Origin of the sequence: Psychrobacter sp. SZ93C1 (assembly GCF_015864635.1) — a bacterium.
GTDB classification, from domain to species: Bacteria; Pseudomonadota; Gammaproteobacteria; order Pseudomonadales; family Moraxellaceae; genus Psychrobacter; species Psychrobacter fozii.
Genome location: NZ_JADYWY010000005.1, coordinates 24,308 through 45,363 on the forward strand (window position 1 = coordinate 24,308; position 21,056 = coordinate 45,363).

Consider the following 21,056-nt stretch of genomic DNA (forward strand, 5'->3'; position numbering starts at 1 on the left):
TGTATGTCAACCAAATATAGTAATACGAAAAACTTCGGTATTTCGATAGTTAGTCAGCTTTTCAACCGTTAAAGGTGAGGTGGGGCTAATTTTTTGTCGTATGCTGAGAAAATTTTTATACCATTTATATGGTGACATTTTCCACTATCTCTCTAAATTTATTTAGAGAGATAGATCAACGCCTTGTGGGTCTTTTTTAATCGTGTAAAGTGTGAATAGTGAAATTAATGAGACGATAGTAATATACAAACCAATCATCCATGACTGTTGATAAGTTGCCATAATCCATTGCGCAATCATCGGAGCGAACGCACCACCAATAATGGAACCTAATGCATAGCTGATGGATACCCCTGAAAAACGTACTTTTGCAGGGAACATTTCAGCAAATAGGGCTGATAATGGACCATAAGTAAAACCTAGGGGAATAGTCCAAACCACTAATGCTAGCATAAATAAAATGGGAGATTTGGTATCAATCAAAAACCACATTGGAATCGACCATAACGACAATAAGATATAGCCTAGTTTAAAAATCTTTAGACGACCAATCTTATCACCTAACATGCCGCCCCAAAGGGTTGATACTAACCAAGAGAAAGCAGCCGCAACTACGATTAGCATGGTTAAAGTAGGACTAAGTCCTAAGGCTTTTTGACCGTAACCCACCATAAAAGCGATGAGAATATAACCACCTGCATTCACTCCCATAAAGATTAAAGCCGCTTTAAGAACTGTTGGCGTGTGATCTTTGAATAACAATGACAACGGTGCAGAGGCTTCAGCTTTACGGCGATGCATGGCTTCAAACACTGGTGATTCTTTAACTGAACGACGGATAAAGGTGCCCACGATGATTAATGCAATTGATAATATAAATGGAATGCGCCAACCCCACTCGAGGTAGGCTTCTTTACCCAAAATCAAATTTAAGAGTAGCAGGACACCAGTCGCTAAAATCATACCGATGGGCACGCCAATCTGTGGGTAAGCCCCAAATAGTGAGCGTTTATCAAGGGGTGCATGCTCGACAGATAACAACGCTGCACCGCCCCATTCACCACCTGCAGAAAAGCCTTGGATAATACGTAAAAATACCAAAGCCAAGGGTGCTAATACACCAATTTGCGCATAAGTCGGCAAGAAGCCTATTAAGGTCGTTGACGCACCCATCAAAATCAGGGTTGTTACCAATACCATCTTGCGACCGTACTTGTCACCCAATCGACCACATACGATTGCGCCTAATGGGCGAAATAGGAATGAGATACCAACGGTAGCAAAAGCGATGATTTGGGCTAGCATAGGGTTAGATTTGCTGACTTCCGCGAAAAATAGGGGAGCAAATATAAGACTTGCGGCTTGTGCATAGATGAAAAAATCATACCATTCAATCGCAGTGCCAACTAGGGTGGCAGTGAGTACTTTCTTATCCTGATGTACAGCAAGCGAGGCGTTTTCAGCCATCGTGGTGGTAGTTGTCATTAGTGACTCCTTGTCTATATATTGTCCTAGAAACGACTCAACTGTTTAGCTATCCTAGCCAAATATTACCTAATATAAATTAATGATACTTTTTATTTATTAAAAATAAAATTATGTATCTCTTTTTTATAATTTAGCCATTATATAACCTGACGTCAATATGTTTTATCAATAAAGTTTACTTTAGTTGGCATAAAAGGAGTCATGACGCCCCCTTTTATGCCAAATCCGTATAGCTATCAAGCCTTACGCTCAACTAAGGTCAAGATGTCGTAAGTTGCGACCAAGTCGTTGCGTTGGTTCTTAACTTTGATATCCCATACTACAACGCCATGAGCTTTTTCCGCTGGGTCGCGTTGTGCCTTTGACGTCTTTTGTTTACAAGTTAATTCAACTTGAATGGTGTCACCAATCTTGACAGGCTCGACGAAGCGTAGGTTTTCCATACCGTAGTTAGCGATGACTGGACCAGGTGATGCGTCAACAAACAAGCCAGCGGCCGCTGATACGATAAAGTAACCATGGGCGACACGCTCGCCAAAGAACGAATCTGCAGCCGCAATTTTGTCCATATGAGCGTAAAAGTGATCACCACTTAAGCAGCCAAAGTTGACGATATCTGCCTCAGTCACTGTACGACGTGCGGTCAATAGACGCTCTCCAATACGAAGTTCATCGAATGATTTTTTGAACGGATGGACACGATCTTCAAACACTTGCGCACCAGCTGTCCAGCTGTGACCGACTTGGGTCAAGGCATTGGGCGAGCCTTGGATGGCAGTACGTTGCATGTAGTGTTTAACGGCTCGCAGACCACCAAGTTCTTCACCGCCACCGGCACGGCCTGGGCCACCGTGTACAAGTAATGGGAGAGGTGAACCATGACCCGTACTTTCACGAGCACTTTCGCTATCTAGGATATGTACACGGCCATGCCAAGGGGCAATTTTTTTCAATAAGGCTTCGATGTTTTCGTCTGCATTGCGCACGATAGAGGCAACTAAGCTACCTTCACCACGTGCTACAAGTGCACCAAGTTCATCTAGGTCGCCGTATGGCATTAGGGTGACAACTGGACCAAATGCTTCGATGCGATGGATATTTTCGGCTTGGCTTGGGTTATTACAGACCAACACGGTTGGTGGGTAACATGCTGATTTTTCTGCGTCGTCTACTTGTAAAGTGAAATCTTCACGTAAGTGACTACCGAATACCACTTCGGCTTCTTGGCTCAGTTGCTCGACTTTTTCTGCGACGTCAAGTTTTTGCTTCACGCTAGCTAATGTACCCATGGTCACGTTTTCACGGTTTGGGTCACCGACCACGACTTTTTGTAGTTTTTCAACTAGGCGAGTTTGCGCTGTTTCTAGCAAGGCGGCAGGAACAAACGCGCGACGAATCGCAGTACATTTTTGTCCAGCTTTGATAGTAATTTCGCGGAAGACTTCGCGTACAAACAAATCGATAGTTTCATCGTTGGCAGCTGGGCTTAAAATGGCACTGTTCACCGAATCGGCTTCCATGGTGAAAGGAATTGAATGGGCGTTTAAGTGTGGATGGGCTCGTAGTTTTTGACCCGTTACTGCAGAACCTGTGAAGGTTATGGTGTCTTGGGGATTCAGATGGTCAAACAAGTCATAGGTTTGTCCACATATCAGCTGCAATGAACCCTCTGGCAATAGACCACTTTCATGAATCGCGGCTACCACGGCATGAGTCAGCTCAGCGCCTTCTGTTGCAGGCTTGACGATACAAGGGACACCAGCTAATAGAGTCGGTGCGACTTTTTCTAACATGCCCCAGATAGGGAAGTTAAACGCATCAATATGAATGGCCACGCCCGTTTTCGGGCTCAAGATATGCTGAGCGCCAAACGTACCATTTTTTGATAGAGGAATCCAAGCATCTTCAACTAAGGCAGTCTCATCGCTGAGCTCACGGCGCACGAGGCTCGAATATGCAAATAAGGTACCGATACCTCCTTCAACATCGACCCAGGCATCTTTGCGTGTCGCACCCGTTGCCGTGGCTAAGGCATAAAAATCTTCTTTACGTTGAAGTAGATATTGTGCGACCAATTTTAGTGCATTAGCGCGCTGGTGGAATGTCCAGTTAGCAAGCGCTGAGCCATATTCTTTGGCGTACTCAACCACTTTTTTGGTATCGATACCAGCGCTACTGACTTGATAAATTGGTTCGCCGGTGACCGCATGATGCACGGTGCGAAAATCGCTTTGTGCAACGTAGGCTTTACCGAGGACGAGTGAGCTTAACGTTTTAATGTCTGACATATAAAAACTCCTTTTACGATACATTATAGATAAAAATATAAACTTAACGTGTCATAATCTGTATTCAAATCACTAAAAAGTCAAGCGTATTTAATATTATTAATATTTTTTTAAAAATTTAATATTATAAATATTTATTTAAAACAATAACTTATGAATAAAATAGCTAAAAAATAAAACGATACATAAAAATAGGTATTGATTTTAAAACAGTATCGCTTTAAATTAGATGACACAAACACTTGTTAAAGACGAGGTATCAAATGAACACGCAAGTAGAATTATTTGACAACAAGATTGAAAAGGACATTTCAATTGAGCCAAAAGATTGGATGCCAGATGCTTATCGTAAAACACTCATTCGCCAGATTGGTCAGCATGCACATTCAGAAGTGGTTGGTATGTTACCTGAGGGTAATTGGATTACTCGTGCACCAACACTCAAGCGTAAAGCCGTATTGTTGGCTAAAGTCCAAGATGAAGCAGGTCATGGATTGTATCTATACAGCGCCGCTGAAACCTTAGGCGCAGATCGTGACGATATGATGGACAAACTCGTTGCCGGCCGCATGAAATACTCATCAATATTTAACTACCCAACTCTAACGTGGGCTGACATCGCTGCTATCGGCTGGTTGGTTGACGGCGCCGCTATCGTTAACCAAGTGGCGCTTTGCCGGACGTCATATGGTCCATATGCTCGCGCCATGGTTCGTATCTGTAAAGAAGAAAGTTTCCACCAACGCCAAGGCTTCGAAGCCATGATGGTATTGGCGAATGGTACACCTGAACAAAAAGCCATGGCACAAGATGCAGTCGATCGCTTCTGGTGGCCAGTGCTAATGATGTTCGGTCCAAATGATGATAATTCACCCAATAGTGCTCTTAGCATGGATTGGAAAATCAAACTATTTAGTAACGATGAGTTGCGCCAAAAATTTGTGAATAACACCGTTTCACAGGTGTTACAACTTGGTTTAACCATTCCTGACAAAGATTTGACGTTTAACGAAGAAACGGGCAACTATGAATTCGGTGAAATTAACTGGGACGAACTCTTTGCCGTGATTGCTGGTAAAGGCCCGTGTAACCATGAGCGTGTCGAAGCCCGACGTAAAGCTTGGGAAGAGGGTAAATGGGTTCGTGACTCTGCTGCTGTCTATGCACAGAAACAACACGCCAATACTCAAAAAGCCGCTTAATATTTTTTAAAGGAAAATTAGCCATGGAAAGCAAAAATAACTGGTCACTTTACGAAGTGTTTATCCGTAGCAAACAAGGTTTAAGTCATCGTCATGTTGGTAGCTTGCGCGCGCCAGATGATGAAATCGCCCTGCAAAACGCGCGTGATGTCTACACTCGTCGTAATGAAGGTGTGAGCATTTGGGTAGTAAAGTCAGAGCTGATTACCTCATCGCAACCTGAGGAAAAACCAGAGTTTTTTGAGCCATCACTCGACAAGGTATATCGTCATCCTACCTTCTATCAAATTCCAGACGGTATTGAGCATATTTAAGGTAGGAGATAATCGATGAATAACCAAGCATTAACACAATTTTTACTTCATGTTGGTGATAGCCAATTGATCCTATCGCACCGCTTGTCTGAGTGGTGTGGACATGCCCCTGAACTTGAGCTTGATATTGCTTTGTCAAATATCGGTTTAGACTTATTAGGCCAATCACGTACGGTGCTGAGTCTGGCCGGACAAATCGAAGGCTTGGGCCGTGATGAAGATAACATGGCTTTTTTACGTACCGAACGTGAATATCGCAACCTATTGCTATGTGAACAGCCCAATGGAGATTTTGCCCAAACGATGGTGCGTCAATGGTTAATGGATCATTACCATGTATTGTTACTTGACGCGTTAAGCCAAAGCAGCCACGTAGATATTGCAGCCTTTGGTGTAAAATCATTAAAAGAAGCAAAATATCACGTACGTTTCTCAAGCGCCTGGATGGAACGCCTAAGCCTAGGCACCGATGAGGCACACCACAAAACGCAACAAGCGCTGAACAACCTATGGCGCTTTACTGCTGAATTGTTTGAACTCACCACTGACGAACAAGCCTTGGTTGATAGTGGCGTTTTACCGAAACTTGATCTTCTAAAAGCTGAATGGTTAGCGCAGATTGAAAGTGGATTGGCACGTTTGAACTTAACGTTGCCTGAGATTGGCGCATACCGCCATGGTGCGAAACAAGGCGCTCATACCGAACACTTGGGTTATATTTTGGCAGAATTACAGTACATGCAACGTGCTTACCCAAATATGAATTGGTAAACATACAAGACAGGGAGTCAAAGTATGCGGTTAATTCCACAAGTCACAGATGCCTGCTGGCAAGCCCTTAATCAGGTTCATGATCCAGAAATACCTGTTTTGACCGTGCTTGACTTAGGCATGATTCGGGGCGTTGATATCAACGCAGATAACGAAATCGTGGTGCGTTTAACACCAACCTATAGCGGCTGCCCAGCAACTGATATGCTAAAAGATGATATTACCAACACGTTTACCGAACGTGGGCTGAGCCCTGTAAAGGTGGTAATTGACCTGTCTGAAGCTTGGACGACCGACTGGATGAGTGAGGCAGGTAAGCAAAAGCTGCAAGAATATGGCATTGCACCGCCGCAAGGCGATTCACACAGCTGTGGTACTCACGTGGCGCTAACCGATGGTGTGACCTGTCCGCATTGCCGCAGTCAAAAAACCCGACTGATTAGCGAATTTGGTTCAACTGCGTGCAAGGCGCTGTATAAGTGCCTCGACTGCCTTGAGCCGTTTGATTATTTTAAATGCATCTAAGATAGGGGTAGTCGCGAGCTCGCACGTGACAGTCAGCTCACTAACTAAGCAATATGAAAGAAGGATTTTCGCATGAGTCAATTTTTGCCACTAACTATCAAGTCTATCCAGCCACAAACTGAGCAAGCGATTTGCATTGCATTTGACCTTGCTTCGGAAGACGCGACAACCTTTAAGTACCAACCAGGTCAACATTTGACTATCCGTCACATGACAGACAATGGCGAAATCCGTCGTTGCTACTCAATCTGTAGTGATGTGCAAGAAGACATGAGCATTGCCATCAAGAAGATTGATCAAGGACAATTTTCTACTTGGGCAAACGAACACCTAAAAGTAGGCCATACTCTAGAAGTTATGCCACCCCAAGGATTTTTCTTTCAAAAAGCCGCTAAAGCTGGTGGTCAAAACTATCTAAGCTTTGCTGCTGGTAGTGGTATTACCCCAATTTTATCTATCGTCAAAACGGTGTTAAGCACCCAACCAGATGCCAATTTTACCTTGGTATACGGCAATCGGTCATGGAAACAAACCATGTTCTCTGAGCAAATCATGGACCTTAAAGACCGTTTTAAAACGCGCCTACAACTGGTCAATATTTTCTCACGTGAGATGAGTGACAGCGAGATCTTTAATGGTCGTATCGATGCGAACAAATTACAACAATTGTTTGACGCCCAACTTATCAGTGCTGATGTCGACCACTGCTTTGCCTGTGGCCCAGAAGAAATGATGGAAGCCATTGAGACCGTATTGCCAAACCTTGGTATCGGTCGCAACAACATCCATACCGAGCGTTTCCATACGGGGACTGTCAACAAACCAACCGCCCAGCAAATCGAAAAACGTAGCGAAGAGAGCGTCAATATCATTTTGGACGGACGTGAACTGATCGTTGAAGTGTCAAAACAAGATGACAGCATCTTAGATGCGGCATTACGTGCGGGTGCTGACTTACCCTATGCCTGTAAAGGCGGTGTGTGTGCCACTTGCAAATGTAAGGTGATCGAAGGTGAGGTCGAAATGGCCGTTAACTATAGCCTTGAGCAAGAAGAGTTAGATAAAGGCTACGTACTCAGCTGCCAAGCATTACCTGTATCAGCCAACATACGATTGAGCTTTGACGCGTAATCGTAAGACGCTAGAAACATAGCTATTTATCGTTTTTATATTCAAAGTAGAGTTTAGCAAAAACTCCTTATTTCATTGTTTTTATTAGGATTCAGGGATGAATTACATTAAAACCTCCAGACCAAAAGAAGGCGTTGCACTAATTGAGCTGAATCGCCCAGAAAAACGTAACGCCTTAAATAACGCCACTTTGCAAGGAATCGTTGAACAGCTTCAAGCCTATGACGCTGACACCGATATAAAAGCGGTCGTCATTACTGGCAACACCCAATGCTTCGCTGCGGGTGCAGATCTTAATGAACTTATTCAACTCGATACCGTTAGCTTACAAACCGATATGCGCCCAACCTTATGGAAGCGAATCGATGAATTTAGCAAGCCACTATTAATCGCGGTCAATGGCTATGCACTCGGTGCCGGTTTTGAGCTGGTACTGCATGGTGACATCGTGGTTACGGGCGAAAACGCCCAATTTGGGCTGCCTGAAATTGGCTTGGGCATGCTACCAGGGGCTGGGGGGACACAGCGTCTAGCCCGCCTAGTGGGTCAACAGCTTGCCATGCGTTGGGCGATGACAGGTGAGAGGATTAGTGCGTTGAGCGCGCAACAACATGGAATTACCACCCAAATCTGCCCAACCGATTTGACCGTGCAATATACCCTTGATCTGGCGGCCAAAATCGCTAAACAAGCCCCTTTGGCCATTCGCGCCATCAAACAGTCACTTAAAACCATCCACGAAGTGAACTTGAGCCAAGGCCTTAAGCAAGAACGTCAGCTATTTGTTTGGCTTGCCGCCACCCAAGATCGCCAAGAAGGCATCCGTGCATTTTTAGAAAAACGTCAACCAATTTTTAGAGGTATGTAATGGACTATCAAACGATTCTCGTCGAAGAAAAAAATGCCGTCGGCTATCTTACCTTAAACCGCCCAAAACAGCTTAATAGCTTTAATGAAACCATGCACAAAGAAGTGGTCAGCGTGCTAAAAGCATGGTCAAAAGACAGCGCCATTCGCGCTGTAGTGCTTTCTGCTGAAGGTCGCGGTTTTTGTGCAGGTCAAGATTTAGGCGATCGCGCAGTTGCACCGAATGCTGATGCGCCAGATTTGGGCCTATCCATCGAGACTTACTACAATCCACTGATTAAGCTGATTACTGACATGCCAAAGCCTGTGATCTGTGCGGTGAATGGCGTGGCTGCCGGTGCCGGCGCGAACATCGCTTTAGCGTGTGACTTGGTATTGGCGGCCAAATCAGCCTCATTTATCCAAGCGTTTTGTCGTCTTGGGCTTGTACCTGATTCAGGCGGTACATGGTTCTTACCACGCGTTATCGGACGCGCCCGCGCGATGGGCTTAGCCATGTTGGGCGATAAGCTATCTGCTGAACAAGCGATGGCATGGGGCATGATTTGGCAAGTGGTCGAAGATGACGCGCTACGTAGCGAAGCCAGTAAATTGGCCGAACACTTGGCCAGCCAACCGACCTATGGCCTAAGCCTTATTAAAAAAGCCATCAATGTATCCGCGGACAACAGCCTAGAAGATCAGCTAATCTTAGAGCGGGACTTGCAGCGACTTGCTGGCCGCTCAGCCGACTATAAAGAAGGTGTCCAAGCTTTTATGCAAAAACGCACCCCAATTTACCAAGGACGTTAATCATGGAAACGAGGGATTTATCAAACGCAACCATTGCCGTTATTGGGGCAGGCACGATGGGGATTGGCATTGCCCAGTTGGCCGCCATGCACGGTCACACGACCTATCTCTTTGACGTAGATGTTGCCAAAAGTCAAGCCGCCTTATCGGGTCTGGAAAGCCAACTTGCCAAACGGGTCCAAAAAGGTAAGATGTCCCAAGTGCTACTTGATAGCACCCTAGAGAATTTATCTATTATTACAGATATTAATGAGATGGCAGCGGTGCAGTTGATCGTTGAGGCGATTGTTGAGCGTCAAGACATTAAACAGCAGCTTTTTGTCCAATTGGCTGATATTTGTGCTAATGATACGATTTTTGCATCAAACACGTCGTCAATATCGATTACAGCGATTGCCTCAGCAGTACCAAACCCTGAGCGTGTGGTGGGCTTACACTTCTTTAATCCAGCCCCAGTGATGAAGCTTGTTGAGATTGTTCACGGTTTACGAACAGCGACTGAGATTACAGACGGCTTGTTTAACTTGATGAGTGCTTGGAAAAAGGTACCAGTAATCGCCAAGTCTACCCCAGGCTTTATCGTCAACCGTGTGGCGCGTCCATACTACGCCGAAGGTTTTCGCGCACTGCAAGAAAACGCGACCACGCCTGCGCAGCTTGACTTTATCATGCGTGAATCAGGTCGTTTTGCTATGGGGCCATGCGAGTTGACAGACTTAATTGGTCAAGATGTCAATTTCTCGGTGACCCAAAGCGTCTACCAAGCTTTCTTCTATGAGCCACGTTACCGCCCATCGTTGGTACAGAAAGAGTTGGTCGATGCAGGGTGCTTCGGCCGTAAATCTGGCCAAGGATTCTATGAGTATAGCCAAACCCCAGCAACCCCTGCCTATACGTTGCCCACCGTTGAAGCAAACGATGGCGAGCTGCCTACCATTATTATACGTGGTGATTGGCTTTATGCCAAAGGTTTGGTTGAACGCTTACAAGCTGCTGATAGCCTCACGGTGACTCTTGAAGATGCAGACCAGAACAGTATCGAAATTGGTGATGTCAGCATCCGTTTATCACTGGGTGAATCCGTGGTGATTGATCATGGTGATGCCAAAGTCATGCTGATGGACTGGCATGCGGACTGGTCACAAGCCCGCGCTGTTGTATTGACTACCTCTATGGCCTGTAATGATGATGAACGTGAGCTGGTGACGCAAGCCTTTGCCCGCATTGACGTGCATGTTATTTGGACTGCCGACCATCCTGGTTTATATGTTTTACGTACCATTGCTATGCTCATTAATGAAGGCTGTGAAGCAGTGTTACATAACATCGCCTCTGAAGCAGACATCGACGCGGCCATGAAGTACGGCGTGAATTACCCCCAAGGTCCGTTTGAATGGGCACAAATGCTCGGCTACGATACCGTGCTTAACACGCTTAATAACTTACAACGTATTTATGGTGAAGAACGTTACCGTGCCAGCATGTATTTGGTAAAAAAATCCGTCACTTGTCACACGGCAAGCGCTTAAGCTTATTAATTTATTGTAAGGGGAAATTATGATGCAACAAGTATATATTTATGACGCCATTCGCACCCCAATCGGGCGCTATGCCGGTGGCTTAAGTAGTGTTCGTACAGACGATTTGGCAGCGTTGCCTATTCAACACCTAAAAGCTCAAAACCCAAACTTGCCATGGGATAAGGTCGATGAGGTAGTCATTGGCTGTGCTAACCAAGCTGGCGAAGACAACCGTAATGTAGCGCGTATGGCAACTTTACTTGCAGGCTTGCCTGATAAGGTGCCTGCTATCACCGTTAACCGTCTCTGTGCCTCTGGTATGGACTCGATTGGCATCGCCTCACGTTTGGTAAAAACGGGTGAGGCCGAGTTTGTATTGGCTGGTGGTGTCGAGAGCATGAGCCGCGCACCTTATGTCCAATCAAAACCGACCAGTGCCTTTCACCGCGCACCAGAAATTTTTGACACCTCCATCGGTTGGCGTTTTATTAACCCACTAATGAAAGCAGCGTATGGTGTTGATAGCATGCCAGAAACTGCCGAAAACGTGGCTGAAAAATATCAGATCAGCCGCGAAGACCAAGATCTATTCGCGCTACGCAGCCAACAGAAAACTGCCGCTGCCCAACAGGCGGGTCTCTTTACCGAAGAGATATTACCAGTTGAAGTCAAAACGAAAAAAGGCAGCATGATTGTTGACCAAGACGAACACCCACGTGCCGATTCTAGCTTAGAAGCCCTTGCGAGTCTCAAAACCCCATTTCGCAAGGAGGGCGGCTCAGTGACTGCGGGTAACGCATCAGGCGTCAATGACGGTGCTGCTTGTGTGCTAATGGGTAGCGAACGCTTTGGTCAAGCACACAATCTAACGCCGCAAGCGCGTATTGTGGGCATGGTAAGTGCTGGTGTCGAGCCACGCTATATGGGTATTGGTCCTGTACCTGCAGTACTAAAAGTACTTGAGCAAACCGGACTAATATTAGACCAGATGGATGTTATCGAGCTCAACGAAGCATTCGCCGCGCAATCCCTTGCCGTAATTCGCGAACTGGGTCTTATCGATAATGACGTACGTATCAATCCAAATGGTGGGGCCATTGCGCTAGGTCATCCTCTAGGAATGAGTGGTACACGTTTGGTCATCACCGCAATGAAAGAATTAAAACGTCGTAACGGTAGGTATGCGTTATGCACCATGTGTGTGGGTGTGGGTCAAGGCGTGGCAATGGTGATAGAAAACGTCTGATCACGGCTTTAACGGAGTTTTTTAATTGGAAATGTAGTCAGGATGACTACGAAAAGGAGTTTTACATGAATCATAACGTTATGGAACACATCGAAACCGCGTCAGTAGACGAATTGCGTAGCGTACAGTTGAAACGTTTGAAAGAAACACTCAAACACGCCTACGAAAACAACCCTGTTTATAAGAAGAAATTTGACCAAGTCGGTGTCCACCCCGAAGACTGTCAATCGTTAGAAGATTTAGCCAAATTCCCATTCACAACCAAATCAGATTTGCGCGACAATTACCCGTTCGGTATGTTTAGCGTCCCACGTGAACAGATCGTCCGTGTTCATGCATCATCAGGTACTACAGGCCAACCTACCGTGGTCGGTTATACCAAGCAAGATATCGTGACTTGGTCGGATGTCGTCGCACGCTCACTGCGTGCGGCTGGCCTTACTAGCAAAGATACCATCCAAGTATCCTACGGTTATGGCCTATTCACTGGTGGTTTGGGTGCGCACTATGGTGTTGAACGATTAGGCGCAACGGTTATTCCAATGTCAGGTGGCCAAACTGATCGCCAAGCCCAGCTAATCCATGACTTTAAACCAACCGCATTAATGGTTACCCCTTCTTACTGCTTGAACATTATTGAAGCGTTAGAGAAAAAATTTGGTACAGCTAAAGACTGTTCTATCAAAACCGGTATTTTCGGCGCGGAACCGTGGACGAATGCCATGCGCCAAGAAATCGAAGCACGCATGGGTATTGATGCGCTAGATATATACGGCCTGTCAGAAATCATGGGCCCAGGTGTCGCCATGGAATGCTTAGAATCTAAAGACGGTGCAACCATTTGGGAAGACCATTTTTACCCAGAAATCATCAACCCTGAGACCGGGGAGGTGCTACCAGACGGCGAGCTTGGCGAACTAGTGTTTACCACCATTACTAAGGAGGGCATGCCCATCATTCGCTACCGTACCCGAGATTTGACCCGCTTATTACCAGGCTCTGTACGCACCATGCGTCGTATGGAAAAGATTGTTGGTCGTAGTGATGATATGATGATCATCCGCGGTGTTAATGTGTTTCCCTCGCAGATCGAAGAACAAATTTTACAAATATCAAAATTACTGCCAAACTACCAAATTCATATCATCAAGCACGGCCACTTAGACACCCTACGTATCCATGTTGAGTCACGCATTGATGCCAGTGATCTTGAAGTGATGCAATTGGCCAGAAAGCTTGAACAAAAAATAAAAACCATGGTGGGTATCAGCGTTCAGATAGACGTCTTACCACAAGGTATGTTACCTCGTTCTGAGGGTAAGGCTCAACGTGTTGTTGACCTACGCAATGTCGCTGTGCCTGCTTAATGTAGTTAACCCCGCGCGATAGTCTCTTGGGTATTATCGCGTGCCTTTTAAATAATGAATAAATGACATGAACGCTAAACTAAAACAATATATCGATGAGCTTATTTGTGAAGACGTCTTAAGTGGCACCTCGTTAATTATGTCAATCTTTGGTGATTGTATCTTTCAACGAGGAGGGGTCATTAGTTTAGCCAGTCTGATTCAACTCATGGATGTGTTCGGTTTCAACGAACGCTCCGTGCGTACTGCGGTGTTTCGCTTGGTGCAAAATGACTGGTTAAGCTCCGAAAAAATCGGACGTACCAGTTACTACCGCATTACAGAAGTCAGCCGTGAACGCTTTGCTGCCGCCCATGAAAAAATTTATGGTTTAAATCAGTGTGAGTGGGATCACAAATGGGACTTGGTGTTATTAAGTTCGGTTGAGCTTGGAAACAAAACCCTCCTCAAAAAAGAATTGGAGTGGTTAGGGTTTGCCAATATTACCACCAATCTCATGGCCTATCCTAGCTGTGATGAACTGCAGCTGCAAAACTTACTATTTAAGCTCAATATGACTGAACAAGTGGTAGTGTTTCGTGCCGAAGCCTTGCACTTATGGCAAGAGTCATACCCAACACTCAAGCGTATGATTGAGGTGAACTGGCCCATCGAGCAGCTGCACCAACGCTATGATAAATTTATTAACGATTTTCGTAATGTTTTAAGCCTCATTGAAGATGATGATCTTAATGAACTACAAGCGTTTCAAATTCGCATTCTACTGATTCACCAGTACCGACGTATCTTATTAAAAGATCCGAATTTACCTCTAGAACTATTGCCATCGGATTGGCTGGCACTGACCGCGCGTAATTTGACCAGTAATGTGTACCAAATGATTATTAGTTCGTCTGAAGAGTTTTTTCTTAACATTGCTCGCACTGCTGAGGGGACCATGCCGCCAGCACGGCCACAGTTTTATAAACGCTTCGGCGGGTTAAAGTTTGCTGAAGGAACTTAAGCAAATGATGGCTGTAAACTTTGTTTGATATTTTTTGATAAGGAAACGATGATGCCTTGCTATGCCATTGACGGTGTAATACCGGTTATTAGCCCAGATGCTTATGTTCATCCAACTGCCGTGATCATCGGCGATGTGGTGATTGAAGCAGGTGTATATATTGGTCCATTCGCTTCATTACGTGCTGATTTCGGTGGTATTCGTGTTAAAAAAAACGCCAATATCCAAGATAATTGCATTATACATGGCTTTCCCAACCATGTAGTAGTGGTTGAAGAGTATGGACATATTGGACATGCAGCCATTCTACACGGCTGCATTGTGAGAAAGAATGCACTAGTCGGAATGAATAGTGTCATTTTAGACTTAGCAGAAGTAGGTGAAAATAGCATTATTGGTGCTAATAGTACCGTCAAAGCGAAGATGGTCATTCCGCCAAATGTCATTGCATTTGGCAGCCCTGCAAAAGTGATAAGAAAACTTGAAGAAAAGGAATTGGCTTGGAAAGCTCATGGTACTCAGCAATATATAGATCTTACCAAACGTTGTTTGTACTCCTTAAAAGAAGTTGAGCCTTTAACCATGGATGCAGACGAGCGGTTAACACATAAGCAATTTAATGCCCAACATCATATCAAATCAGAACTTTGATAATAAAGGCCATCAATATTTAGCGGCTATTTCAAAAAGTAAAATCTATATCCATCCACAATAACAAGGAAGTTATTCATGAGACACTCAAGCCATCACCAAAAAATCAACGCTACAATCAGTAAAAAATCTCATCACAATATCACATTCAAGTCTACTTTAACGGCGCTAGTCGCCAGCTTAGCTTTTATTTATGGCGGTCAGGCACTGGCACATGGTGGTGAGGTGCACATGGTTCCGATTGAGGAAGCAATGTCCACAGCGGGTGCAGAGGTCACCTATGACAGTTATGCTGATATGTATACCATTACCAAAAACTCTACACGAGTACAGATCAAACCCAGTAGCGCAACTGCCATGGTTAATGGAAAATCCTTAAAAATCACCAACCCACTGGTTATGAAAGATGGTCAAGCTTTGGTGCCTGATACCTTGGCCAATGAAATACTCCAATCCAATTTAGACCAAACCTTTAAAGTAGAGAGCATACCGCATCCACTCAATACTTTGAGCAGTGATGAAATTAAGCAAGCGACCGCTATTATTCGTAAAGCCAAACCGAAAGAAACCAACTTAAGGTTTGCCGATATTCGTCTAAAGCAACCTGACAAAGATGCCGTGTGGCGTAACGTAATTGATAAAAAACCTTATGTTGGCGATCGTGTAGTCACTTTTACAATTCTAAAGGGTAACACTGTCATTGAAGGTGAGGTGGATTTAAACACCAAGTCACTTACCAGCTGGAAAACGCTCGAAAATACATTTGGTATGGTATTAGTCGATGATTTTATGGCCATACAAGACATTATTCAAACTAGCCCAGAGTATAAAACTGCTTTGAAAAAACGGGGCGTTGATGACGTGACAAAAGTGGTTGGAACACCATTGACTGTCGGCTATTTTGGGGGAAAAGATGGACTTTTAGATCAGCAACAGAGGATTTTAAAAATTGTCTCTTACCTAGATGTTGGGGATGGCAACTATTGGGCACATCCGATCGAAAACTTAGTAGCCGTTGTCGATTTAGATAAGAACAAGATTATTAAAATCGAAGAAGGCGGTGTTATTCCGGTACCTATGACCCCGCGCCCAATTGATGGTCGCGATAAAAAGGTTGTGACCAATAAACCACTGAACATTATCGAACCAGAAGGGAAAAACTATACCATTACTGGTCGAAACATTGAGTGGAACAATTGGAAATTCCATATTGGTCTAGACAGTCGTACCGGTTTACAGCTCAGCACCGTGACCTTTAACGACAAAGGCGTAGACCGTAAAATCATGTATCAAGGCAACTTAGGCGGCATGGTAGTCCCTTATGGTGACCCCGATATGGGTTGGTACTTTAAGTCTTATTTAGACTCTGGCGAATATGGCATGGGCACCTTAACCTCCCCGCTAGAAAGAAACGTTGACGCACCAGAAAACGCGGTACTCCTTGATGCGGTGCTTGCAGATTATGAAGGCAATCCTTATACCATTCCGAATGCCATCGCCGTGTTTGAACGTTATGCAGGCCCTGAGTTTAAACACCAAGAAATGGGACAGAAAAATGTCAGTACTGAGCGTCGTGAGCTGGTCGTACGCTGGATCAGCACCATCGGCAACTATGACTATATTTTTGATTGGGTGCTTCAGCCAAACGGTACCATTGGTATCAATGCCGGCGCTACTGGTATCGAGGCGGTCAAAGGTGTTATTGCAAAAACCATGCATGATCCAAGTGCTAAAGAAGACACACGTTACGGCACACTGATAGACCATAACATCGTTGGCACCACGCATCAGCATATCTATAACTTCCGCTTGGATATGGATGTCGATGGCGAGACTAACAACATCAAACGTATAGAGCCAGTCGTCGTACCCAATGTGCGCAGTGGCCCGCGTACCAGTGCAATGGAGACTCGCGAGACGACAGTAGTGACAGAAACTAAGGCGCAAGAGAATTTTGACCCTACTACTGTGCGTTTAATCAGTAATGCCAGTAAAGAGAATCGTATGGGTAATCCGGTTTCTTATCAGATGATCCCATTTGCAGGTGCGACTCATCCCATTGCGAAAGGCGCTAACTTTGCAGATGATGAGTGGTTATTTAATCGTCTTAGCTTTATGGATAAACAAATTTGGGTGACAAAATACAAGACGAATGAGTTATATCCAGAGGGTACTTATCCCAATCGCTCTGATAAAGATACGGGGCTAGGAGCCTTTGTTGCAGATGATGAAAATATTCATAACAAAGATTTGGTGGTGTGGCTAACCACGGGCACTACTCATATAGCCCGGGCTGAAGAATGGCCTATTATGCCAACAGAGTGGGTGAATATTCTGCTTAAACCGTGGAACTTTTTTGATGAAACCCCTTCGTTAAATCTTAATCAAAGTAAAGATGATAGTAAGTAAACCCACCGTATTTTTAAAATAATTGGCTTTAATGTGGTACTTATATTGTTGCATTAAGGCCCGTTATTTTTAGCGTTATTAAAGCCAATTGTTTAAATCTACTATTTTTAAATCATGCGGGTTAATTCTATAGACAATAGATCCTAACAATAAGAGGATGAATAATGGAATCTTTTAATTTAATTATCGGCGGTAAAAGCGTTGCCACTACCGATTATTTTGATGTCATCAACCCTGCTGATAAATCTGTTATTGCCTGCTGCCCAAAGGCCAGTGTGGCTCAACTAGATGAAGCAGTCGCAGCAGCCAAAGCTGCGTTCCCTAGTTGGTCAGCACTCACCTATGCAGAGCGCCGTGACCACTTAGTGCAGCTTGCTGATGCGGTTGAAGCTCGTGCTGATGTGCTTATGAAGATGCTAACCAAAGAGCAAGGTAAACCCACAAAAGGTTTTGCCGATTTGGGTGCAGGCTTTGAATTGGGTGGTGCATTGGCTTGGATACGTGCGACTGCCAGCATGGCGTTAGAGCCAGAAACTATCCAAGACAATGACTTAGCCCGGATAGAATTATATCGTAAGCCACTGGGCGTTGTGGGCTCAATTACCCCATGGAATTATCCCTTACTCATCGGTATTTGGCACATCATTCCTGCTTTGCTCACTGGTAATACCGTCGTCATGAAACCGTCTGAGATGACTCCATTGACCGTACTATGCTTTGGTGAGATTGCTAAAAATATTTTGCCAGCAGGCGTATTGAATGTGGTAACTGGCAAAGGTAATATTGGTGCGGCGATGTCTGCACATGTGGACATTCAAAAGATTGTATTTACAGGCTCAACCCCAACGGGCAAGGCCATTATGAAAAGCGCTGCGGTGAATTTAAAACGTCTGACGCTTGAGTTAGGTGGCAATGATGCTGGTATTGTACTGGCGGATGCTGATATTGAAGCCATCGCGGGTAAGATTTTTGCAACCTCTTTTATCAATAATGGCCAAACGTGTGCCGCCCTAAAACGACTATATGTGCATGAATCCGTGCATGATGAGTTGTGTGCAGCCTTGACCACGATTGCCAAAAGCATGAAGACAGGTAATGGGCTTGATGAAGACACCGACTTTGGACCTTTGCAAAATGAGGCACAATTAAATATTGTCAAAGCCCTTGCTCAAGATGCCAAAGAGCGCGGTGCAAACTTCTTATGTGGCGGGGAAGTGGTAGACGAGACAGGCTATTTTTATCCCATAACGTTGGTGAGTCATATCAATGATGGCGCAAGATTGGTTGATGAAGAACAGTTTGGACCGATTCTCCCCATTATTAAGTTTAGCGATATCGAAGAGGCGATTGCCAGTGCCAACCGCTTATCCGTTGGACTTGGCGGTTCAGTCTGGTCAACAGACATCGAACAAGCACAGAGTATCGGCTCACGTTTAGACTGTGGCACTGTGTGGATTAATAATCATGCCATGGTGCAACCCGATGCCCCGTTTGGTGGTGTTAAAGACTCTGGGTTTGGTATTGAGTTCGGAGAAGCTGGTCTCAAAGAGTTTACTTCTATACAGACCATGCAAGTTTTTAAATCTTAATAGATATTTATTACATAATAAGTATCTAGTGATCGCTAGTTAAATGCAAAAAATATGGCCGAAGTAGAACACGTAGTGAGTACTTATCTTTAGAGATGCTAAAAGCACCAGATTACATGGTTGTTAGTAGAAAAATCAGTTATCTGAAGATGGTTAGCTATTTTAATTGAAGTAGGCTCATCTAAAATAAAGGAATATAGCTGACAATAAAAAGGAGTTTTAATGTCTACTAAAAATAAATCAAAAGGTATTTCACGTCGCAATTTTTTAGGATACACCGCAGTTGCCTCAGGTGTACTTATGTTGTCTAAGGGTGCTATAGGTGCGAGTATTAATCCTATAGGTAGCCATAGTAAAGAATTCGATTATGTGATTATTGGCGCAGGTTCGGCAGGCTGTGTACTTGCGAATCGTCTAACTGAAGACGGTAGTCAGGTACTTATTATTGAAGCAGGAGGTCCCGATAACAGTGAAATGATATCAACACCCATGCGTTTAATTGAGCTATGGGGTACCGAATATGATTGGGACTATAAAACAATACCGCAAAAAAATGCACACCATCGTATCTTAAATTGGCCACGTGGTAAAACGGTTGGCGGATCGTCGTCGTTAAATGCTATGATTTATGTAAGAGGAAATGCATCTGATTATGATGATTGGGCAAATGAATTAGGTTGTGATGGGTGGTCTTATAACGATGTATTACCATATTTCAAAAAGTCAGAAAATTACTCACGTGGTCCAAGTGTCTATCATGGCGGTGACGGGCTACTTCATGTTACTGCAGATTTCATTCCTCATCCAGTCACGAAAGCAATAGTTAATGCTGCTATAGAGTCTGGTATCCCTTTCAATGATGACAGCAATGGGGAGACACAAGAAGGGGTCAGTTATACTGATTTGAATACGAAAGATGGGAAGAGACATTCCACAGCGGTCGCTTTCTTACGGCCAGCTCTCAATCGTCCTAATTTATCATTAATAACTAACTCACGCGTCCATAAAGTAAATACAACAAAGGGTGTAGCAACAGGTGTTACATATCGTCAAGAAGGCGCTATCAAAACAGTCAAAGCTAAAAAAGAAGTGATTGTATGTGGCGGTGCGATTGAATCTCCTCGTATTTTGATGCTATCAGGCATTGGGGCAAAATCAGAGTTAGAAAAGCTTGGTATTAATGTGATTGTCGATAGCCCCGGTGTAGGTAAAAACCTCCACGACCATAACTTAAGCCCTGTAATATATGAAGGAAAGAAGGAAGTTCCACCACCAAGTGACATGTCTATTCAAGTATTGCATGCTCATATGTTTGCAAAAACTCAGACAGCTCTACCAGGGGCCGATATGCAGCCACTTTTTTTCCATGTTCCTTATTACGTACCTGGTCAAGATAGTTCCGTTCAAAATGCATTCTCTCTAGTAGCTGCAGGAGTTAGACCGACCTCACGCGGTAGGATTACACTAAACAGTTCTAATCCTGATGATAAGATGAATATCGATCCAAATGTACTTGATACACAATATGATGTCGATACATTAGTGACTTCGATTAAACAAATGCGTAATATCGCAAACCAACCAGCCTTAAAAGAATGGCGTGGTCGAGAAGTATATCCAGGTGAAGATGTTAAAACAGATGAACAAATTGCAGAGTACGTGCGTTCGTCAGTTGTAAGTTACCATCACCAGAACGGCACCTGTAAAATGGGAAGTGATGGTTTGGCAGTGGTGACACCACGATTAAAGGTTCGAGGTGTTAAAAAACTGCGTGTGGTAGATGCCTCTATTTTCCCGTTCGTTATGGCTGGTAATACAAATGCACCCACAATTATGGTAGCAGAGAAGGCAGCTGACATGATTAAAGAGGACAATACATAAACTATGTATGGA

At 44.4% G+C, this 21,056-nt stretch carries 17 protein-coding genes; 15 read left to right on the top strand and 2 right to left on the bottom strand.

The features are described 5' to 3' along the window. Positions 1 to 162: 162 nt before the first annotated feature. Both I6E83_RS07865 and paaZ read right to left on the bottom strand, forming a co-directional pair. A complete protein-coding gene (locus I6E83_RS07865; RefSeq protein ID WP_197100981.1) occupies positions 163 to 1,485 on the bottom strand; it encodes an MFS transporter in 1,323 nt (440 codons plus the stop codon). 239 nt (positions 1,486 to 1,724) lie between these two features. Next, positions 1,725 to 3,776, bottom strand: coding sequence for a phenylacetic acid degradation bifunctional protein PaaZ (gene paaZ / locus I6E83_RS07870; RefSeq protein WP_227680877.1), 2,052 nt, complete (start codon positions 3,774 to 3,776; stop codon positions 1,725 to 1,727). 263 nt (positions 3,777 to 4,039) lie between these two features. Between paaZ and paaA the strand changes: the two genes are divergently transcribed. The 15 genes from paaA (at position 4,040) to I6E83_RS07945 (ending at position 21,044) form a co-directional block, all read left to right on the top strand. Next, positions 4,040 to 4,978 carry a 1,2-phenylacetyl-CoA epoxidase subunit PaaA gene (gene paaA / locus I6E83_RS07875; RefSeq protein WP_197100983.1) on the top strand — a complete coding sequence of 313 codons (939 nt, stop codon included), beginning with the start codon at positions 4,040 to 4,042 and terminating at the stop codon, positions 4,976 to 4,978. 23 nt (positions 4,979 to 5,001) lie between these two features. Further along, positions 5,002 to 5,292, top strand: a complete 291-nt coding sequence (gene paaB / locus I6E83_RS07880) for a 1,2-phenylacetyl-CoA epoxidase subunit PaaB (RefSeq protein WP_197100984.1) — start codon at positions 5,002 to 5,004, stop codon at positions 5,290 to 5,292. A gap of 15 nt (positions 5,293 to 5,307) precedes the next feature. Then, positions 5,308 to 6,063: a 1,2-phenylacetyl-CoA epoxidase subunit PaaC gene (gene paaC / locus I6E83_RS07885; protein WP_197100985.1), complete on the top strand. Its 756-nt coding sequence runs from the start codon at positions 5,308 to 5,310 to the stop codon at positions 6,061 to 6,063. A 24-nt stretch (positions 6,064 to 6,087) separates the two neighbouring features. Further along, positions 6,088 to 6,588 carry a 1,2-phenylacetyl-CoA epoxidase subunit PaaD gene (gene paaD / locus I6E83_RS07890; RefSeq protein ID WP_197100986.1) on the top strand — a complete coding sequence of 167 codons (501 nt, stop codon included), beginning with the start codon at positions 6,088 to 6,090 and terminating at the stop codon, positions 6,586 to 6,588. A 72-nt stretch (positions 6,589 to 6,660) separates the two neighbouring features. Then, complete coding sequence (gene paaE / locus I6E83_RS07895) at positions 6,661 to 7,719, top strand: 1,2-phenylacetyl-CoA epoxidase subunit PaaE (protein WP_197100987.1); 1,059 nt, start codon at positions 6,661 to 6,663, stop codon at positions 7,717 to 7,719. A gap of 97 nt (positions 7,720 to 7,816) precedes the next feature. Beyond that, the gene (locus I6E83_RS07900; protein ID WP_197100989.1) at positions 7,817 to 8,587 is read left to right on the top strand and encodes an enoyl-CoA hydratase-related protein; all 771 of its coding nucleotides are present in this window, start codon (positions 7,817 to 7,819) and stop codon (positions 8,585 to 8,587) included. Beyond that, entirely contained in the window at positions 8,587 to 9,378 is a 792-nt protein-coding gene (gene paaG, locus I6E83_RS07905; RefSeq protein WP_197100991.1) for a 2-(1,2-epoxy-1,2-dihydrophenyl)acetyl-CoA isomerase PaaG, read from the top strand. The genes I6E83_RS07900 and paaG overlap by 1 nt, the downstream gene beginning before the upstream one ends. 2 nt (positions 9,379 to 9,380) lie before the next feature. Next, positions 9,381 to 10,907 carry a 3-hydroxyacyl-CoA dehydrogenase gene (locus I6E83_RS07910; protein WP_197100993.1) on the top strand — a complete coding sequence of 509 codons (1,527 nt, stop codon included), beginning with the start codon at positions 9,381 to 9,383 and terminating at the stop codon, positions 10,905 to 10,907. A gap of 31 nt (positions 10,908 to 10,938) precedes the next feature. After that, a complete protein-coding gene (gene pcaF, locus I6E83_RS07915; protein ID WP_197101227.1) occupies positions 10,939 to 12,144 on the top strand; it encodes a 3-oxoadipyl-CoA thiolase in 1,206 nt (401 codons plus the stop codon). A 65-nt stretch (positions 12,145 to 12,209) separates the two neighbouring features. After that, complete coding sequence (gene paaK / locus I6E83_RS07920) at positions 12,210 to 13,511, top strand: phenylacetate--CoA ligase PaaK (protein ID WP_197100995.1); 1,302 nt, start codon at positions 12,210 to 12,212, stop codon at positions 13,509 to 13,511. A 67-nt stretch (positions 13,512 to 13,578) separates the two neighbouring features. Further along, positions 13,579 to 14,514 (top strand): PaaX family transcriptional regulator C-terminal domain-containing protein, encoded by a 936-nt coding sequence (locus I6E83_RS07925; RefSeq protein WP_197100997.1) that lies wholly within the window; start codon positions 13,579 to 13,581, stop codon positions 14,512 to 14,514. Positions 14,515 to 14,565: 51 nt separating this feature from the next. Further along, positions 14,566 to 15,165, top strand: a complete 600-nt coding sequence (locus tag I6E83_RS07930) for a gamma carbonic anhydrase family protein (RefSeq protein WP_197101230.1) — start codon at positions 14,566 to 14,568, stop codon at positions 15,163 to 15,165. Positions 15,166 to 15,243: 78 nt separating this feature from the next. Continuing rightward, positions 15,244 to 17,574, top strand: a complete 2,331-nt coding sequence (gene tynA / locus I6E83_RS07935; protein ID WP_197100998.1) for a primary-amine oxidase — start codon at positions 15,244 to 15,246, stop codon at positions 17,572 to 17,574. Positions 17,575 to 17,738: 164 nt separating this feature from the next. Further along, positions 17,739 to 19,163 (top strand): aldehyde dehydrogenase family protein, encoded by a 1,425-nt coding sequence (locus tag I6E83_RS07940; RefSeq protein ID WP_197100999.1) that lies wholly within the window; start codon positions 17,739 to 17,741, stop codon positions 19,161 to 19,163. Between the two features lie 222 nt (positions 19,164 to 19,385). Beyond that, entirely contained in the window at positions 19,386 to 21,044 is a 1,659-nt protein-coding gene (locus I6E83_RS07945) for a GMC family oxidoreductase (protein ID WP_197101000.1), read from the top strand. The last annotated feature ends 12 nt before the right edge of the window (positions 21,045 to 21,056 follow it).

Excerpts from the sequence above, each read along its gene's own strand:
- I6E83_RS07865 (WP_197100981.1), bottom strand. The coding sequence starts at position 1,485 with ATGACAACTACCACCACGATGGCTGAAAACGCCTCGCTTGCTGTACAT.
- paaZ (WP_227680877.1), bottom strand. The coding sequence starts at position 3,776 with ATGTCAGACATTAAAACGTTAAGCTCACTCGTCCTCGGTAAAGCCTAC.
- paaA (WP_197100983.1), top strand. The coding sequence starts at position 4,040 with ATGAACACGCAAGTAGAATTATTTGACAACAAGATTGAAAAGGACATT.
- paaB (WP_197100984.1), top strand. The coding sequence starts at position 5,002 with ATGGAAAGCAAAAATAACTGGTCACTTTACGAAGTGTTTATCCGTAGC.
- paaC (WP_197100985.1), top strand. The coding sequence starts at position 5,308 with ATGAATAACCAAGCATTAACACAATTTTTACTTCATGTTGGTGATAGC.
- paaD (WP_197100986.1), top strand. The coding sequence starts at position 6,088 with ATGCGGTTAATTCCACAAGTCACAGATGCCTGCTGGCAAGCCCTTAAT.
- paaE (WP_197100987.1), top strand. The coding sequence starts at position 6,661 with ATGAGTCAATTTTTGCCACTAACTATCAAGTCTATCCAGCCACAAACT.
- I6E83_RS07900 (WP_197100989.1), top strand. The coding sequence starts at position 7,817 with ATGAATTACATTAAAACCTCCAGACCAAAAGAAGGCGTTGCACTAATT.
- paaG (WP_197100991.1), top strand. The coding sequence starts at position 8,587 with ATGGACTATCAAACGATTCTCGTCGAAGAAAAAAATGCCGTCGGCTAT.
- I6E83_RS07910 (WP_197100993.1), top strand. The coding sequence starts at position 9,381 with ATGGAAACGAGGGATTTATCAAACGCAACCATTGCCGTTATTGGGGCA.
- pcaF (WP_197101227.1), top strand. The coding sequence starts at position 10,939 with ATGCAACAAGTATATATTTATGACGCCATTCGCACCCCAATCGGGCGC.
- paaK (WP_197100995.1), top strand. The coding sequence starts at position 12,210 with ATGAATCATAACGTTATGGAACACATCGAAACCGCGTCAGTAGACGAA.
- I6E83_RS07925 (WP_197100997.1), top strand. The coding sequence starts at position 13,579 with ATGAACGCTAAACTAAAACAATATATCGATGAGCTTATTTGTGAAGAC.
- I6E83_RS07930 (WP_197101230.1), top strand. The coding sequence starts at position 14,566 with ATGCCTTGCTATGCCATTGACGGTGTAATACCGGTTATTAGCCCAGAT.
- tynA (WP_197100998.1), top strand. The coding sequence starts at position 15,244 with ATGAGACACTCAAGCCATCACCAAAAAATCAACGCTACAATCAGTAAA.
- I6E83_RS07940 (WP_197100999.1), top strand. The coding sequence starts at position 17,739 with ATGGAATCTTTTAATTTAATTATCGGCGGTAAAAGCGTTGCCACTACC.
- I6E83_RS07945 (WP_197101000.1), top strand. The coding sequence starts at position 19,386 with ATGTCTACTAAAAATAAATCAAAAGGTATTTCACGTCGCAATTTTTTA.